Here is a 15883-nt window from a genome sequence, read left to right as displayed (position 1 = left end):
GGGGGGAGAGTCCATGTCACAGCAGACAGCTGCCGAGGTACGGCACACCGAGCACGAGATCACGGTCGACGCGCCCGCGGACACCGTGTACCGGCTGATCCACGCGGCGACCGACTGGCCGGCCGTGTTCCCGCCGACCGTGCATGTCGAGGAACTGGAACGCGACGAGTCCCACGAACGGCTGCGGATCTGGGCGACCGCCAACGGCGAGGTGAAGAACTGGACCAGCCGGCGTGACTTCGACCCCGAGGCGCGGCGCATCGACTTCCGGCAGGAGAAGAGCTCCGCGCCGGTGGCCTCGATGGGCGGCGCCTGGATCGTCGAGCCGCTCTCCGGGACCCGGACCAGGGTCCGGCTGCTGCACGACTACACGGCGGTCGACGACGCTCCCGACGCCGTGTCCTGGATCGCGCAGGCGGTGGACCGCAACAGCGGCGCCGAACTGCGGGCTCTGAAGGAGGCGGCCGAACTCCGCGCGGCGGACGAGCTGGTGTTCTCCTTCGAGGACACCGTGCGGATCCGCGGCCGGGCCGAGGACGTGTACGACTTCCTGAACGAGGCCCAGCTGTGGGAGGAACGGCTCCCGCATGTCTCGCGCGTGGAGCTGACCGAGGACACCCCGGGCGTCCAGGTGCTGGAGATGGACACCCGGGCCAAGGACGGCTCCAGCCACACCACCAAGTCCATCCGGCTGTGCACCCCGCACACCACGATCCGCTACAAGCAGATCGTGCTGCCCGCGCTGCTGGCCGCCCACACCGGCGTCTGGACCGTGGAACCCCTGTCCGGACCGGAGGGCGGTGTCGCCGTCACCTCCCAGCACACCGTCGTCATCAGGCCCGACGCGATCGAAGGGGTGATGGGTGAGGGCGCGGGGATCGTCCAGGCCCAGGAGTTCGTGCGGAGCGCGCTCAGCACGAACAGCCGGGCCACGCTGGCTTTGACGAAGGAGTTCGCCGAGAACGCGGCCGGCGACGCGCGGCGGGAGACTGCCCTGCCGGAGCACCTCGACGCGGAGCGTTACCAGCAGATCCAGCAGTTCTATGCGCGCCAGATGCAGATGCTGGACGACGGCGACGGACATGGCTGGGCGCAGACGTTCACCGAGGACGGGGTCTTCGCGCAGAACGTGAAGCCGGACCCGTGGAAGGGCCGGGACCAGATCGGGGCACGGATGTCCGCGGGCCTGGCCAGGGTGGCGGAGCGGGGGCTGACGCGCCGTCACTGGTTCGGCATGGTGGCCGCCGCACCGGCCGAGAACGGCACGGTGAAGACGCGGTACTACGCGACCGTGTACGAGACGCCCAAGGGCGGCAAGGCGTCCCTGTACCTGAGCACTCTCGGAGAGGACGTCCTGGTACAGCAGGACGGCCACTGGCTCGTACGGCACCGCTGGGTCGCCCATGACGGTGCGGCCTAGCCCCGACGGCAGCCGCGGCGGCACCGGTTCCCCGCGAATCGGTGCCGTTGTGCTGCCCGAACACTCCTGGCCACGGACCCGGCGGATCTGGACGGAGCTGGAGGAACTGGGGCTCAGCCATGCCTGGACGTACGACCATCTCTCCTGGCGCACGCTCCGGGACGGACCGTGGCACGACGCCCTCACCACGCTCACCGCGGTCGCCGCCGTCACCTCGCGGATGGAACTGGGGACTTTGGTCTCCTCGCCGAACTTCCGTCACCCCGTGCCCCTGGCCAAGCAGGTCATGACCCTGGACCACGTCTCCGGGGGCAGGTTCGTCCTGGGGATCGGCGCGGGCGCGGCGGGAGCGGACGCGACGGTACTGGGGGAGCCCGACCCGGACGCGGCCGTGCGAGCCGATCGCTTCGCCGAGTTCGTGGAACTGTCCGACCTGCTGCTGAGCCGGCCGGCCACCAGCTTCCGGGGCAGGTTCTACACGGCGCAGGACGCGCGGATGCTGCCCGGCTGTGTGCGTCGGCCGCGGGTGCCGTTCGCCATCGCGGCCGCCGGGCCGAGGGGGTTCCGGCTGGCCGCACGCCATGCCCGGTACTGGGTCACCATCGGGGACACCGGACAGCCGGGTGACCGCTGTGAGGCGGACAGTTGGCGGCTGCTCGACCGTCAGCTGACCCGGCTGGCCGAGGCGTGCGAGGAGGAACGGCGTGACCCGGCCGAGTTGGGCAGGCTCGTCAACGTCAGCCGGGTCGTGGCGGATCCGTACGCGTCCCCGGCCCGCTTCGTCGACGTCGTGGGACGCTGCCGGGACCTGGGGTTCACCGACGTGGTGGTGAACCATCCGCGGGAGGAAGGCGTGTTCCGGGGCGACCCGGGGGCCTTCGAGAAGGCGGTGCAGGCGGTACTGGCGGCCTTCGGAGGGTGACGGCCGCGGTGACCGGCCCGCGTTCGGCTATGCCTCGCACACCAGGGGAGATCCCTTGAAATCGGCCATCTCCCGCATGATCGGTGCGGAGGGGAGCCGGACGCCGGCCGGTTCGCCGTGTTCCTCGGCGTAGGCACGGTGGAGGTTGGCCACCAGCCGCTCGCCGTCCACCAGACCCGCGTAGGCGCCCAGCCCGGCTTTCCGCGCGGTTTCGAGCGGGGTGAACTCCCGCGCGACTCCCCAGCGCGCCAGTTCCTGCACCCGGGTCAGGTACCGCCTGGTGACGTCGAGCACCTGCGGTCCGCAGACCGGGCCGTGCCCGCAGACGACGGTGCGCAGGCCCTCCAGCGCGGCGAGGCGGTCCAGCGCGCGCAGGGTCCCCGCCACCGACCCCATGAGACAGAACGGGGCCACTTCGGACAGAACGACATCGCCCGCGAAGAGCACCCCGTGCTCGGGGACCCACACCACCGTGTCACTGGTGGTGTGGGCCAGGCCCAGGTGCAGCACCTCCGCGCGCAGCCCGCCGAGACGCAGGGTCAGCCGGTCCTCGAACGTCAGGGTCGGAAGGACCAGCCGGATGTCGCCCCAGTCGGTGTGCGGCCATACGGCGCACAGTCCCAGTCCCCGTTCGGCCATGTCGGCGCGAGCGGTCTCATGGCCGACGACCACCGCCTCGGGGGTGAAGACGAAGTTGCCGAAGGTGTGGTCCCCGTGGTGGTGCGTGTTGACCACGTACCGGGGCGGCTTCGGGGTCACCGCGGCGACGGCCCTTCGCAGCGCCCGTGCTCGCACCTCGGTGGCGGCGGTGTCGACGACCGCTACGGCGTCGTCGCCGACCAGGACGCCGGCGTTGTTCAGGCACCAGCCACCCGGCTGCTGTACGTAGGCCAGTACGCCCGGTGCCACCTCGTGGAGCGCTTCCGGCGGCGCTGTCACCATGGCGTCAGCCCTGGTTCCGGGACTCTCGTGTGCCCTCCTGGACGACCTCGGAGAGGTGCGCGTCTCCCTTGATCAGGGGCTTCAACTCGGCGTACAGGGCCTGGAACTCGTCCTCCTTGAGCGCCTGGCGGAAGTACTCGGCGTTCTCCCACTCCGCGATGTTGAAGTAGATGTTCGCCTCCTTCGTGGAGCGCACCAGCTGATACCGGACGATCCCCGGTCGGGTGCTCATGAAGTCCCCGATCCTGCTGTACAGGGCCTCCATCTCGTCCGTCGGGCCGACGACGGTGAGCTTGTTGACGAAGACTGCCATGGCTGACTCCTCCTTGTGGGTGGGCACCGGAAGGCCCCGGCGCCACTCACGGTGGCAACCGGGGATCCACACGGGCTGGAAGGCCGCTGGAGTCGTGCTCCCGGTCAGTACGCGGGCTGCAGGGGCCAGATCGCCGAGAGCGGAGTCAGCTGGATGCCGAACTCCTTGGCGGTCTCCTCCGCCCCGTCGGCCGGAGTCAGCCTGGCCAGCAGGTCGACGACGGTGGAAGGCGGCCCGGGAAGGTTCGCGGCGGCCTCCACGGAGACGGGCATCACCTGAACGTCCCGTCCGTTGGCGATCCGTGCCAGGTCGGCGACGCTGTGCTCGTCCGGACCGCCGAGGTGGTACGTGCCCGCGCTGCCGGCGCCGCGCACCGCCGCGAGGATCGCCGCGGTCACGTCGCCGAGGTGGATGGGGCGGGTGCGCTGGGTGCCGTCGCCGAAGACCCTGACCGGGGCCTCGGGGGCCCGCTGCAGCAGGAGCTGCTCGAACGGACTGGGTGCGGCGCCGCCGCGGATGAGCGGCTGGATGCGGAACACGACCGCCTCCGAGAGCGGGGACAGCGCCTGCTCGGCGAGGCCCTTGGACCTGAGGTACCAGTTGTCGTCCGCGGCGTCGGCGCCCACATAGGAGAGGTAGACGACCCGGACCGGCCGGTCGCCGACGGCGTCCGCGACCCGCTGGGCGGTGGCCACGGTGCCCTTCTCGTAGGAGGCCCAGTCCGCCGCGGCGAAGACACCGCTGAGGTGGATGACGGTGTCCGCCCCGGCGATGGCGTCGAAGGCCTCCTGGCTGTTCGTCCAGTCGGGGATGACCTCGTCGGCGGGAAGGTCCTCCGGGCGGCGCACCAGGGCGGTGATCCGGGCCGGGGACCCCTTGAGCAGCGGCAGCAGGTGGCGCCCGGTGGCGCTGTTGGCACCGACCACCACGATGTGGCCGGTGGGGACGTTGGTCTGAGCGGTCACAGGAACTCCTCTGGACACTGGTGAAGTGTGCTACAGCATTAGATGCTACACCATATGATGGTGCAGCATGTAGGCTGCCGAACGAGCCGGACGGACGTTGGCTGAAACCGCTGAGAGGTGCGAGGCAGCGACATGGACGAGGTCGAGGAGCTCGGCTTGTTCCTGAAGGCCGCGGTGCGCGAGTCGGACCGCCGGGTGAACGAGGTGCTGCGTCCCTTGGGCATCACCGCGAGTCAGGCGGAGGTTCTGCAACTGCTCGACCGGTTCGGGCCGATGTCGCTGGGCGAGCTCGGCTCCCTGGTGGTCGCCGAGGGCGGGCACCCGAGCCGGCTGGTCGACCGCATGGTCCAGGCGGATCTGGTCGTGCGGCAGAGTGCCGTCGACGACCGGCGCCGGGTCGAACTCCTTCCGACCGAGCGGGGGCGGCAGCTCGCCACGCAGGCACGCGAGCTCAAGGAGGGATTCCGTGACTGGGTGAGCGGCCAGATCGAGGACGTCGATCTGGCACCGGTCCGGGCTTTCTTCCTCGCCTATCTGGCCGGCACCGAACTGGGTGAAACCGTCCGGCAGCGGCAGTCCAGGAGTACCCGGGCTCAGGGATGCCCGACCCGGTCAGGGGCCTGACGCTGTGGGCCTGGCCAGGTGTCGTACTGCCGGTTGAAGTAGGTGAGCGGGCGGTGCGCGTGGATCGTGCACCGCTCCACATGTCCCAGGACCAGTCGGTGGTCCCCGGCCTCGACCGTGTCGTGCACGCGGCACTCGACGACGGCGGACACGCCTTCGGTCAATACGGGGGCGTGGCGCGCGAAGGGGGACAGGAAATGGGGCAGACCTGCGAATTTGTCCTCACGATCACTCGCGAATCGCTGTGATATTTCGGCCCGGCCGGCGGCGAGAAAGTTTACCGCGAAACCTCCCGAGACCGTGATTCCGGAAAGAGTGTCGGATCGCCGGTCGATGCAGACCGAGAGGAGCGGCGGGAGAAGTGAGACGGCCGTCACAGCGTTGCACGTCAGTCCGAGTTGTTTCCCCTGGTGGCCTGTAGTGGACACCACTGCGACAACCGAGGGGAGGGAGCGGAATAGCTCACGAAAGGACTCTTCGTCGACTGGCACTGGAATCATTCCCTCCATTTCATGCGTGCTGACGCACGCAAGACTGCTTCTTGCCGCTGGAGGGTCGGTGCAGGGCTACTGGGGTCCGTCTGGGGATGAAATGCCGTCTCACTTGGGATGAAATTTACCTTGGGCTTCAGGGGAAGCTTGCTATCCGCTTTCGGCTGTGTTTACACTTGCATCTGAGCGGGGTGGGGAATCTTATTCAAGATTCTATGATCGACAATATCCCGTATCGCGTCAAGATCTCGTACTTTCCGGCGCTTGAATGCCGTTCCAGGCTTGGGGGATGCCCGTGGAAGTGAAAGTTCTCGGACCTTTATTTGTCGGTGACGGCTGCGGAGTGGAATACGCTCCGACAGCTCCGAAGTCACGTCAACTGCTCGCTCTGCTCGTGCTGAATGCCAACCAGGTCGTCTCGACCGCCATGTGCATCGACGAGCTCTGGGGATCCAGTCCCCCGGCCAGTGCGGCCTCGACTGTTCAGACCTATATCCTGCAAATTCGGCGGGCATTGCGGAGGATGCCCGCCCTTGGCGGGAGTCAGGCTGAATCCCTGCGTACGCGACACCAGGGATACCAGTTCGTCGTGGGCCGGGAAGAGATGGATCTCTTTCGGTTCAAGGAAAGTCTGGCTCAGGCGCGAATAGCGCTGACCGCCGAGAATTACGAACTGGGCGCTTCGCTGCTCCAGGAAGGACTGGGAACGTGGCGTGGGCCGGCCCTCGTCGATGTGCAGGCAGGGCCACTGATCTCCATGCATCTGACACAGCTCGGGGAGTTGCGTTTCAGTGCCCTGGAACAGCGCATCGAGGCTGAACTGCGCATGGGGTTGCACCATGAGCTCATCAGTGAACTCTTCAGGCTGGTCGAGGAGTTCCCGGTGCATGAGAACCTGCACGCCCAGTTGATGGTGGCGCTCTACCGGGCCGGCCGTCGGGCGCAGGCGCTGGAGGTCTATCAGCAGCTGCGGACCGTGCTCATCAGCGAACTCGGCATCGAACCCTCGTCGCGCATCCAGCATTTGCACGGTGCCGTGCTGTCCAACGACTCCGCCCTGGAGCCGCCCGTCGCACGGCCGAGCGGTCTGGCCCGTTCCCTGGACCTGGTAGGGAGCGGTCCCGTCGGCCCCGGCGGTCTTCGCTGATCTCCGAGGCCGATCAGAGCCTTCCGCTCAGTCGACCGGCACGCCGTACTCCGACAATGTCCGCCTGAGCAAGGCCGTGGCATTCCGGTGGAGCGGGAAATCCGAATCCGGCGGCACGATCCCCGCTCGACGTGACAATGACGTCACTCGGGCGGTGATCAGGAAGAAGCGGAAACCGGCCAGGATGTCGTAGTAGCCGAGGTCGTTCAGAGTGCGGCCGGCCAGTTCCTCGTAACGGGCGACGGTCTGCTCACGGTTGGGCAGGCCGCTGAGCCGAGGTAGTCCGACGCCCTCGGAGAGATGCCGGTCGAGGTAGAGAAACCAGGCCACATCCATCTCCCGTGGGCCCACGGTCGCCATCTCCCAGTCCAGCACCGCCGCGACCCGGTCCCCGGAGAAGACCATGTTGCCGATGCGGGCATCTCCCCACACCAGGCAGTCGGGCTGAGACGTCCGGTCCGGGACATGCGAACGCAGCCACTGGAACACCTGCTCGGCGAGCGGCGCGTCGGCCGGCGAGAAGAAGTCCAGGTGCCGCATGTACATGGTGAGTTCGCGTCGTACACCACAGTATGTGGACGGACCGGAATCCATACCCGGGAAAATTGTCTTCAGGTCGGCCGGAATGATGGCGTGAATGCGCTGGAGTGTTTCCAGTGCGGCGTTCCACAGGGTCTTCCTGACCGACTCGGAGCTCTCCTTGAGCCATCCCTCCCGATGATAGGAGGGGAAATCTCCGGGAACCCGCCCGGACACCCTTTCCATGACGAAGAACGGCGCCCCGAGTATTTCCGGATCTGCCTCGAAGCCGTACAGGGCCGGCACCGGCACGGTGCCGTCGGCGGCCAGTGCTTCCTGTATTCGATACTGCAGCAGGAACGTGTCCTCCGGGTAGACGCGATGCGAGGTGGGCGCTACGCGCGCCACCAGCTCCCGTTGTTGTCGGCCGTTCTTCCCGAACCATGAGACGTCGAACAACAGGGTCTCGCTGGAGAACCCGGAGCTCGGGACCGAAAGCTCGCTCAGTTCCAGTGTGCGCGGATTTCCGAGACGCGGGCGCAGCCACTCGGCCAGACGTGCCCGGGAGACCTGGGGATCGCGTTGAACAGGGACCGGCATGTGGTGTCCATTCGCAGGTGAACGAGGAGACCGAACATGCCAAGCCTATAGGTGGGAAGCCCACGAAAAAGTCGTCTGGAGTGGCTCTGCAGTGATCCTCCAGCGGCCCTCCTCTGGTTCTCCGCCCGCCGTGCGTTTCCACTCGAGTCACGTTTACGAGGATTCCCTTGAACATGCTGGAAAGGTCCGCTGCCCGGACGGAAGGAATAACCAGATGCGCGCGGTGAGGGTAGCCGAGTACGGAGGACCGGAGGTCTTCCACGTCAGCGACGTGCCCCGGCCCGAGCCGGCCACCGGTGAAGTACTGATCGACGTGGCATACAGCGGGATGAATTTTCTCGATGTCCGGAATCGGGTCGGCAGGCTCTCCGGAACCCTGCCGTACACCGCAGGCGTCGAATGCTCCGGAACCGTGGCGGCCATCGGCCCCGGAGTCACCGGACTGGCACCCGGCGCCCGGGTCTGCGCCGTGAACGTGGCCGGATCGCACGCGGAGCAGGTGGCCGCGGACGTACGGCGTGTGGTCCCGGTCCCCGACGACATCCCCCTGGAGACCGCCGCCGCGGCTCTCGTCCAGGGACTGACCGGTCACTACCTCACCCATGACACCTATGCCGTACAGCCCGGCGACACCGTCCTGGTGCACGCCGCAGCCGGCGGCACCGGGCTGATGGTGACCCAGTTCGCGACGCTGCTCGGCGCACGAGTGATCGGCACGGTCTCCACCGCGGAGAAGGAGAAGATCGCCAGGGAGGCCGGCGCCACCGAAGTGCTCCGCTACGGCGAGGGACTCGGCGCCGCGGTGCGGGCTCTGACGGACGGCCGCGGGGTCGCCGCCGCCTATGACGGCGTGGGCCGGGCCACCTTCGACGCGAGCCTGGAGTCCCTGCGGGCGCGCGGGGTGCTGATCCTGTACGGCGAGCCGAGCGGCATCGTGCCCCCCTTCGACCTGACCCGGCTGGTGGACGGAGGCGAGGTACGCCGAACCGTCGCACGACGCACCGACATCGGCTCCCTCTACGTGACCCGCCCCAGCCTGGTGCACCACATCTCGGGCCCCGGCGAACTGCACCGGCGGGCGCGGGCCGTGTTCGACGCGATCCGCGGCGGACATCTGCGGGCGCACATCGGGCAGCGGTACCCGCTCGGCGACGTCGTCCAGGCGTACCGGGACCTGGAGGAGCGACGTACCACCGGAAAGTCGCTGCTCACCCTCTGACGCGTACCGGGAGCCCGGGCCGAACCCGCGGCTCCCGGCACGAGGCACCACCAACCACCCATGTACCAGGCGACCAGGAGGTCCGCATATGGCGCACGACGCGCCCCGCCCCGCAGACGTGATGTTCGGGATGATCTCCGGATTCTGGGTCTCCCGAGTGATCCACACCGTGGCCAAGCTTGAGATTCCCGACCATCTGGCGGAGTCGCCGGCCACGGCCGAAGCACTCGCCGTGAAGACCGGGATGCACGCTCCTTCCCTCTACCGGGTGCTGCGGGCCGCCGCGGCCGCCGGGATCTTCGAGGAGGACGCGGACGGAGCCTTCTCCGTCACCCCGCTCGGCGCGACGCTGCGCAAGGACGTTCCCGGCTCCCTGCACGCCTTCGCCGTGACCGAGCTCGGCGGCGGCCACTACCGGGCCTGGGGCGACCTGATGCACTCGGTACGCACCGGCGAGATCGCCTTCGACCACGCGCACGGAATGACCATCTGGGAGTACTTCTTCGAGCGCAACCCGGAGGACGGCCAGATCTTCAACGCCTCGATGACGGGGCTGACCGGAACCGTGGTGGAAGCCGTCCTGGAGGCCTACGACTTCACGCCCTACCGGCGGCCGGTGGACGTCGGCGGAGGCCAGGGAGCGTTCCTCTCGGCCGTGGTCGGCACCAACCCCGAGGCGCGCGGTGTGCTCTTCGACGCCCCCTCGGTCATCGCCAAGGCCGGCCCCGGCCTGAAGGCCCGTGGGGTCGCCGACCGCATCGAGACGGTCTCGGGAAGCTTCTTCGACTCCGTCCCCGGAGGCGGTGACCTCTACCTGCTGAAGTGGGTCCTGCACGACTGGAATGACGACGACAACAGGAAGATCCTCCAGAACGTCCGGTCGGCCATGCCCGAGGGAGCCCGGCTGGTGGTCGTCGACACCGTCGTCCCGGTCGGCAACGAGCTCTCGCCCAGCAAGTTCATCGACCTGGACATGATGATCGCCAACGGTGGCATGGAACGGACGGAGCAGCAGTTCCGCGACCTGTTCGAGGCCTCCGGGTTCCGCCTGGAGCGGATCATCCCCACGCACTCGCCCAGCAGTGTGATCGAGGGCGTACCGATCGGCGACTGAGCCGGCCGAGCCGCCGTCGTCCGCGTCTCCCAGGTCGCTTCCTCCGGCATCGCGCCGGAGGAGGCGACCGTCGGCATGGCGGGCCGCCTGACGGGACGCCGCCGGGTCAGACCGGTGGGCCGGGATTCCCGGCACCGTGCGTCAGCCGGAGGAAGGCGGAGGCCACCGAGACGAGGGTGGTGTGATGATGCCAGCCGCGGAACGACCGTCCCTCGAAGTGGCGCAGGCCGCACTCCTCGCTCAGCCGCTCCAGCTCCTGGTGGGCACGGCGGCGCAGGGCGATCGCCTCGAAGACGTCGGTCGGCCGCCGGGTTTCGAGATTCGTGATCCACACCGAGTGACGGCGGCCGGGTGTCGCGGACGGAACCCACTCCGCGACCACCTTCCGGGGGCGACCGTCCCCACGCCGGACCCCCTCCGGCTGCCGGCGGTCGCCGGGTGACGCGGTCGGCCGCAAGGGCGGGGAGGTGACGAGGAAGCGGGTCGGGCGCGGAAAGTCTCCACGAGCCCGGATCCGGGCCCCGCCACTTTCCGTGCCCAGTGACAGACACTGCGCCGCGGTGATGGGCCGGCCCTGGGCCGAACGCCCCACCTCGGTGGCGGAGTCCGCACGCACGACATAGCGCAGCCCGCGCTCCTCCAGCCCGTGGATCAGCCGGTGGGCCGTGGGGTCACCGGCAGCGTCGACCACCACGGGAAGCGCCGGCAACCCCCACCCGCGCACCATCTCGTCCAGGGAGTCGAAGAGATCCTCCCAGCGCGACCGGTGGACCAGATGGTCGGGCAGCCCCGCCCGCGCCCGGCGCTCGGTGTCCTTGTCCCAGGAACGGGGAAGCAGCAGCCGCCAGTTCACCGGCACGCATCCCGCGGGGCCGGCCAGCAGCACGGTGAGACCCAGCTGGCAGTTGAGCACCCGGCCGGCCGTCTGCGAGAACTGGCGCTCCACGGCCACCGAATTCCGGCCGCTCTTCGGCAGTACGGCCTCGTCGACGACCCACGCCCGCGGCCGAAGCAGGGCCACGACCTGCTCGGCCAGCTCTCGCCTGACCGCCTGCCATTCCCAGGACGACTGGTTGACGAACTGCTGGAGGGACTGGTCCGCACGCCGTCCCAGTACATGGGTGGAGATACGGCTGATGGATTTCCGCCCGCGCACCTCCAACAGGCCGCGCACATAGACCTCGCCCCATTGACGTTGATCACGCCGGGCGAACGAGGAGAAGACCGACTCGCAGAACGGGGACAGGGCGGGCGAAGAACATTCCGTTGCGGCAGCGACCGAGGTTCCTGGTGCCGGATACGACGTCCTCGTCATGACTCCCCTTGTCCTCGTAGCGGTCGAGCAGAGGCCGGACCAGGGTCGGCCGCGCTGATGGGGAGTAGCTGGAGCGAAGGTCGAGGGTCGATGAGGGGGGCGTTCTTGAGTCGGCCTCCAGTCCCTCTGGAGCAGCCTTCGGAAACCTCGGTGCAGAAGGAAAGCAGACCCACGTCTCATGACCAGGAGATCGGATGCGCTTCGGAATAAATCTGTTCCCGACGGTCGGACCTCAGGAAAAGGAGGCGTGGCGGCATTTCGACGAGGCACTCGAGCTGGTCGAGTCGGCCGAACGCCTCGGCTATCACCATGTGAAGACGGTGGAGCACTACTTTCTGGCGTACGGCGGCTACAGCCCCGACCCCGTGACCTTTCTCGCCGCCGCGGCCGCCCGCACGGAACGCATCAGGCTCGTGACCGGAGCGGTGATCCCCGCCTTCACCCACCCGTTGCAGCTCGCCGGGAAGCTGGCCATGCTCGACAACATCTCGAAGGGCAGGCTCGACGTCGGCTTCGGCCGCGCCTTCCTGCCCGACGAGTTCGAGGCGTTCGAGATCTCGATGGACGAAAGCCGGCCCCGCTTCGAGGAGGGCGTCGAGGCCTGCCGAAGGCTGTGGTCCGAGGAGAAGGTGGAGTGGCGGGGCGAGTTCTTCCGCTTCGGCCCGCTCACCATGCTGCCCCGGCCCTTCCAGCAGCCCCATCCGCCGATCCTGGTCGCCACCGCGACCACCCCGGAGTCGTGCACGGCCGCCGGCCGGGCAGGACACGGCCTGATGATGGTGCCCTCCATCAACAAGCGCGAGAAGCTTCAGGAGATGCTGGGCCTCTACCGGGAGGGCCGTGCGGCGGCGGGCCACGATCCGGACACGGGCGACGTGCACTTCAGCTACGGCTGCTATCTGGCGGACGACGCCGACGAGGCGTACGAGCGCGGCAAGCTCTACTCCGAGTACACCAACGGCAAGCTGCTGGAGGCGGTCTCCGGCTGGAGCCGCACGCGCAGCGAGCAGTACCCGGGGTACGAGAAGATCGTGGAACGGATCAGCGGCGGCAGCTTCGACACCTCGCTCGCCGAGGACAAGGCCCTGGTCGGCACGCCTCAGCAGGTGGTGGAGCGGCTGGGCCGGATCCGGGAGTGGTACGGCGATGTGACGATCAGTCTCCAGGTCATCTCCGGCAACATGCCCTACGAGGAGTCGGCGCGGACCATGGAGCTCTTCGCGGAGAAGGTGATGCCGCACTTCGCCGAGACCGCCGGCTGATCCCGCGCCGCCTGCTCCAGCGCTTCGCCCCGCCGAGTGAGTACTCGGCGGGGCGATCGTGTGCCCGGGACGCTTCCTAGGACTTCCGGTCCGGACCCAGCGCCGCGGTGAGAAGCGGCCCGAACTCCGTGAGTGCTTCGGGCCGCAGCATCCGCAGGTGCTCTGCGTCGACCGGCACGACGCGCAGCCCACCGGTCACATGGGGCAGCCACAGACGTCCCGCTCCGGAGGCCGTCCCGCCGGGAGCGGCCTCGAACAGGAGCATCTCACCGTCGAACGCGCGGGGTTCGGGCCCGGCGAGCAGCCGCAGGTGCGTCTCCGTGACCCGCAACACGGCCGCGACGGCCTTCTCGTCGAGTCCGGCCGGCCGCTCGGCACCGTCGAACGCGACAGCCCGCAGGTCCGCCGGGGACATCGTGTCCTTGTCGGAGGGGTCGGCCGGGCGCGTCGGCCAGGAGTCGATCGCGGCCAGCAGATCCACCGTGTGGCCGGCCTCCCGGAGCCGTACGGCCACGGCGTGCGCGACCGTGCCTCCGAAGGACCAGCCCAGCAGTCGGTACGGCCCTTCCGGCTGTTCTGTGAGGATCCGGTCGGTGTAGTCGGACACCAGATGGGAGAGGCTGCCGGGCTGCCAGTCGGCCGCCTGAAGGCCGGGCGACTGAAGGGCGAACACCGGGAACTCCCGGGGCACGTACGGGAGCAGGCCCGTATAGCTCCAGCCGAGTCCACTGCCCGGGTGGACACACCACAGGGGAGGCCGGCTGCCGGTCGGGCGCAGCCGGACCACCGGGAGCATCAGCCCGTCGGAGGCCGATTCCGACCTGCCGCTCGTGAGTCCGGCGACGGTCGGCGTCGTGAAGAGCTGCTTCACCGACCACTCGACTCCGGCCGCCTCCCGGGCACGACCGATCAGCCGCAGCGCCAGCAGCGAGTGCCCGCCCAGCTCGAAGAAGTTGTCGTCGATGGAGACCTGCTCGATGCCGAGCACCTCCGCGAAGACCGCGCACAAGGCCCGCTCGACTGGATTGCGCGGGCCGCGGCCCGCGCGGTTGCGGCTGCGGAAGTCCGGGACCGGCAGCGCGCTTCGGTCCAGTTTGCCGTGCGGTGTGAGCGGAAGCCGGTCCACCGCCACCACCGCCGCGGGGACCATGTGGGCGGGCAGGACCCGGCCGAGCCGTTCACGTGCCTGCTCGGTGTCGAAGTCCGCCGGCCGTCCGTCCGCCGGCACGGCGTAGGCGACGAGTCGCTTCTCCTCCGCGGTACTGCCCTGGACGACCACCGCGGCCTGCGCCACGTCCGGGTCGTCCAGCAGCGCGCCCTCGATCTCGCCCGGTTCGATGCGGAAACCGCGGATCTTCACCTGGTCGTCGGCCCGTCCGAAGAACTGCAGGCTTCCGTCCTCCGTACGGCGTGCGAGGTCCCCCGAGCGGTACATGCGAGACCCCGCCGATCCCCAGGGATCGGGGAGGAACCGCTCCGCGGTGAGGTCCGGCCGTCCCGCATAGCCGCGGGCCAGACCCGCCCCCGCCACGTAGATCTCGCCCACCACTCCGGTCGGGACGGGGTTCAGCGCCTGGTCGAGCACCCGGACCCGCAGATCGGGGATCTCCTCGCCGATCCAGGCGGGCGCTTTCCCGATGCGGGCCCTGTCCAGCTCGCCGTAGGTCACATGGACGGTCGTCTCGGTGATGCCGTACATGTTGACCAGCGTCGGGCCGCCCTCGTGCTGGTCACCGTGGTGCTCGTACCAGGGGACGAGCCGGCGCAGCTCCAGCGGTTCGCCGCCGAAGACGATGTGGCGCAGGGCGAGCTGGTCGCCGAGCTCGGGGTGTTCCCGGTCCGCCTGGGTCAACTGGTAGAACGCGGAGGGGGTCTGACTGAGGCAGGTGACCTCTTCCCTGACCAGCAGTTCGAGGAAGTCCTCGGGGGACCGGGAGATCTCGAACGGCACCACGACCAGGCGGCCTCCGTGGGCCAGCGCACCCCACAACTCCCAGACGGAGAAGTCGAAGGCGTAGGAGTGGAACAGGGTCCAGACGGCGTGGGGGCCGAACGCGAACCACTGCCGGGTCCGCTCGAACAGCCGCAACACGTTCCCGTGCGTGACCATGACGCCCTTGGGCTGCCCGGTCGATCCCGAGGTGTAGATGACGTACGCCAGGTTGTCGCGGCCCGCCCCGGAACGGGGACTCTCCGCGGGGCCGGACATCGACTCCGCCCGGATCACCGGGTCGTCCAGGCAGACGGTGTGACCGGCGAACCCGGTCAGGCGGCCCGCCCGGGCCTGCTCGGTCACCAGCACCTCGGCCCGGGCGTCGGCGAGGACGAACTCCAGGCGATCCACCGGGTACGCGGGGTCGAGCGGTATGTACGCTCCGCCCGCCTTGAGGACGGCGAGTACCGACACGACCAGGTCGATTCCGCGGTCCAGCAGCAGGGCGACGCGGGACTCGGGGCCCACCTGGCGCCTTTGCAGCAGCTGGGCGAGACGGTTGGCGCGCAGGTCGAGTTCGGCGTAGGTCACCGACTCGTCGCCGCAGACGCAGGCCACCTCGTCCGGGTGGGCCGCCGCCTGCTGGGCGAAGGCGTCGGCCAGCGTGCCGCCGGTTCCGCGGGCGAGCGTTTCCACCGGCTCTCGCCCGGCCGCCGCGTCCGGCGCCGGCTCCTCGGCGGTGACCAGGGGAAGCCGGCTGATGGGTTGGTCGGGGTGCTGGGTGAGGGTGGTGAGGAGGTGGGTGTAGTGGTCGGCGAAGCGGCGCATGGTCGGTTCGTCGAACAGGTCGGTGGCGTAGACGAGTTCGCCGGCGATGGGCCCGGAGCCGCTGTCCGTCAGATGGAGTTCCAGATCGAAACGTGTCGTGCCCCAGTGCGGTCGCACCTGCTCGACCTCGAGGTCGTCCGCAAGGCGCCATGTGCCGCTGGATTCCCGGAGGTTGAACCAGGTTTGGATGAGGGGGTTGCGGCTGGGGTCGCGTGGGGGTTTGAGGTGTTCGATGAGGTGTTGGTAGGGGAGGTCTTGGTGGGTGAAGG

Annotated in this window: 14 protein-coding genes; 7 read left to right on the top strand and 7 right to left on the bottom strand. The window is 69.0% G+C overall.

Going from position 1 to position 15883, the window contains the following annotated elements; translation table 11 throughout:
• The first annotated feature begins 13 nt into the window (after nt 1–13).
• Together ACIBJB_RS45295 and ACIBJB_RS45290 are read left to right on the top strand one after the other, a co-directional pair.
• Nucleotides 14–1420 (top strand): SRPBCC family protein, encoded by a 1407-nt coding sequence (locus ACIBJB_RS45295; RefSeq protein WP_398940016.1) that lies wholly within the window; start codon nt 14–16, stop codon nt 1418–1420.
• The gene (locus tag ACIBJB_RS45290) at nt 1404–2342 is read left to right on the top strand and encodes an LLM class flavin-dependent oxidoreductase (protein WP_398940015.1); all 939 of its coding nucleotides are present in this window, start codon (nt 1404–1406) and stop codon (nt 2340–2342) included. The genes ACIBJB_RS45295 and ACIBJB_RS45290 overlap by 17 nt, the downstream gene beginning before the upstream one ends.
• Before the next feature lie 27 nt (nt 2343–2369).
• Here the strand turns inward: ACIBJB_RS45290 and ACIBJB_RS45285 are convergent, their stop codons facing one another.
• From ACIBJB_RS45285 to ACIBJB_RS45275, 3 genes are all read right to left on the bottom strand, one after another.
• Complete coding sequence (locus ACIBJB_RS45285; RefSeq protein ID WP_398940014.1) at nt 2370–3284, bottom strand: MBL fold metallo-hydrolase; 915 nt, start codon at nt 3282–3284, stop codon at nt 2370–2372.
• Nucleotides 3285–3288: 4 nt separating this feature from the next.
• Nucleotides 3289–3597 carry an antibiotic biosynthesis monooxygenase family protein gene (locus ACIBJB_RS45280; RefSeq protein WP_398940013.1) on the bottom strand — a complete coding sequence of 103 codons (309 nt, stop codon included), beginning with the start codon at nt 3595–3597 and terminating at the stop codon, nt 3289–3291.
• Between the two features lie 104 nt (nt 3598–3701).
• A complete protein-coding gene (locus ACIBJB_RS45275) occupies nt 3702–4562 on the bottom strand; it encodes an SDR family oxidoreductase (protein ID WP_398940012.1) in 861 nt (286 codons plus the stop codon).
• A 132-nt stretch (nt 4563–4694) separates the two neighbouring features.
• Between ACIBJB_RS45275 and ACIBJB_RS45270 the strand changes: the two genes are divergently transcribed.
• Nucleotides 4695–5186, top strand: a complete 492-nt coding sequence (locus ACIBJB_RS45270; RefSeq protein ID WP_398940011.1) for a MarR family winged helix-turn-helix transcriptional regulator — start codon at nt 4695–4697, stop codon at nt 5184–5186.
• On the opposite strand, the gene ACIBJB_RS45265 is transcribed toward ACIBJB_RS45270, so the two are convergent.
• Nucleotides 5156–5686, bottom strand: a complete 531-nt coding sequence (locus ACIBJB_RS45265) for a flavin reductase family protein (RefSeq protein WP_398940070.1) — start codon at nt 5684–5686, stop codon at nt 5156–5158. The two genes, ACIBJB_RS45270 and ACIBJB_RS45265, sit on opposite strands and share 31 nt — an antisense overlap.
• A 280-nt stretch (nt 5687–5966) precedes the next feature.
• On the opposite strand from ACIBJB_RS45265, the gene ACIBJB_RS45260 reads away from it, so the two are divergent.
• Nucleotides 5967–6824, top strand: coding sequence for a BTAD domain-containing putative transcriptional regulator (locus ACIBJB_RS45260; RefSeq protein ID WP_398940010.1), 858 nt, complete (start codon nt 5967–5969; stop codon nt 6822–6824).
• A 27-nt stretch (nt 6825–6851) separates the two neighbouring features.
• On the opposite strand, the gene ACIBJB_RS45255 is transcribed toward ACIBJB_RS45260, so the two are convergent.
• Nucleotides 6852–7943 carry a phosphotransferase family protein gene (locus ACIBJB_RS45255; RefSeq protein WP_398940009.1) on the bottom strand — a complete coding sequence of 364 codons (1092 nt, stop codon included), beginning with the start codon at nt 7941–7943 and terminating at the stop codon, nt 6852–6854.
• Between the two features lie 214 nt (nt 7944–8157).
• Between ACIBJB_RS45255 and ACIBJB_RS45250 the strand changes: the two genes are divergently transcribed.
• Nucleotides 8158–9162 (top strand): quinone oxidoreductase family protein, encoded by a 1005-nt coding sequence (locus ACIBJB_RS45250; protein WP_398940008.1) that lies wholly within the window; start codon nt 8158–8160, stop codon nt 9160–9162.
• Nucleotides 9163–9250: 88 nt separating this feature from the next.
• On the top strand, nt 9251–10276 hold the full coding sequence (locus ACIBJB_RS45245) for a methyltransferase (protein WP_398940006.1): 1026 nt from the start codon (nt 9251–9253) through the stop codon (nt 10274–10276).
• A gap of 106 nt (nt 10277–10382) precedes the next feature.
• Here the strand turns inward: ACIBJB_RS45245 and ACIBJB_RS45240 are convergent, their stop codons facing one another.
• On the bottom strand, nt 10383–11591 hold the full coding sequence (locus ACIBJB_RS45240; protein ID WP_398940005.1) for an IS701 family transposase: 1209 nt from the start codon (nt 11589–11591) through the stop codon (nt 10383–10385).
• 194 nt (nt 11592–11785) lie between these two features.
• On the opposite strand from ACIBJB_RS45240, the gene ACIBJB_RS45235 reads away from it, so the two are divergent.
• Nucleotides 11786–12853 (top strand): LLM class flavin-dependent oxidoreductase, encoded by a 1068-nt coding sequence (locus tag ACIBJB_RS45235; RefSeq protein ID WP_398940004.1) that lies wholly within the window; start codon nt 11786–11788, stop codon nt 12851–12853.
• 76 nt (nt 12854–12929) lie between these two features.
• Here the strand turns inward: ACIBJB_RS45235 and ACIBJB_RS45230 are convergent.
• A partial coding sequence (locus tag ACIBJB_RS45230) for an amino acid adenylation domain-containing protein (protein ID WP_398940003.1) occupies nt 12930–15883 on the bottom strand: 2954 nt, incomplete at its 5' end.

It is taken from the genome of Streptomyces sp. NPDC050759 (genome assembly GCF_044456945.1).
In the GTDB taxonomy this organism is placed as follows: Bacteria; Actinomycetota; Actinomycetes; order Streptomycetales; family Streptomycetaceae; genus Streptomyces.
This window is presented reverse-complemented; position numbering and strand designations above follow the sequence as displayed.

Bases quoted from the DNA above. Each gene is read 5' to 3' on its own strand.
- ACIBJB_RS45295 (WP_398940016.1), top strand. From the start codon at position 14: ATGTCACAGCAGACAGCTGCCGAGGTACGGCACACCGAGCACGAGATC.
- ACIBJB_RS45290 (WP_398940015.1), top strand. From the start codon at position 1,404: ATGACGGTGCGGCCTAGCCCCGACGGCAGCCGCGGCGGCACCGGTTCC.
- ACIBJB_RS45285 (WP_398940014.1), bottom strand. From the start codon at position 3,284: ATGGTGACAGCGCCGCCGGAAGCGCTCCACGAGGTGGCACCGGGCGTA.
- ACIBJB_RS45280 (WP_398940013.1), bottom strand. From the start codon at position 3,597: ATGGCAGTCTTCGTCAACAAGCTCACCGTCGTCGGCCCGACGGACGAG.
- ACIBJB_RS45270 (WP_398940011.1), top strand. From the start codon at position 4,695: ATGGACGAGGTCGAGGAGCTCGGCTTGTTCCTGAAGGCCGCGGTGCGC.
- ACIBJB_RS45265 (WP_398940070.1), bottom strand. From the start codon at position 5,686: ATGATTCCAGTGCCAGTCGACGAAGAGTCCTTTCGTGAGCTATTCCGC.
- ACIBJB_RS45260 (WP_398940010.1), top strand. From the start codon at position 5,967: ATGCCCGTGGAAGTGAAAGTTCTCGGACCTTTATTTGTCGGTGACGGC.
- ACIBJB_RS45255 (WP_398940009.1), bottom strand. From the start codon at position 7,943: ATGCCGGTCCCTGTTCAACGCGATCCCCAGGTCTCCCGGGCACGTCTG.
- ACIBJB_RS45250 (WP_398940008.1), top strand. From the start codon at position 8,158: ATGCGCGCGGTGAGGGTAGCCGAGTACGGAGGACCGGAGGTCTTCCAC.
- ACIBJB_RS45245 (WP_398940006.1), top strand. From the start codon at position 9,251: ATGGCGCACGACGCGCCCCGCCCCGCAGACGTGATGTTCGGGATGATC.
- ACIBJB_RS45240 (WP_398940005.1), bottom strand. From the start codon at position 11,591: ATGACGAGGACGTCGTATCCGGCACCAGGAACCTCGGTCGCTGCCGCA.
- ACIBJB_RS45235 (WP_398940004.1), top strand. From the start codon at position 11,786: ATGCGCTTCGGAATAAATCTGTTCCCGACGGTCGGACCTCAGGAAAAG.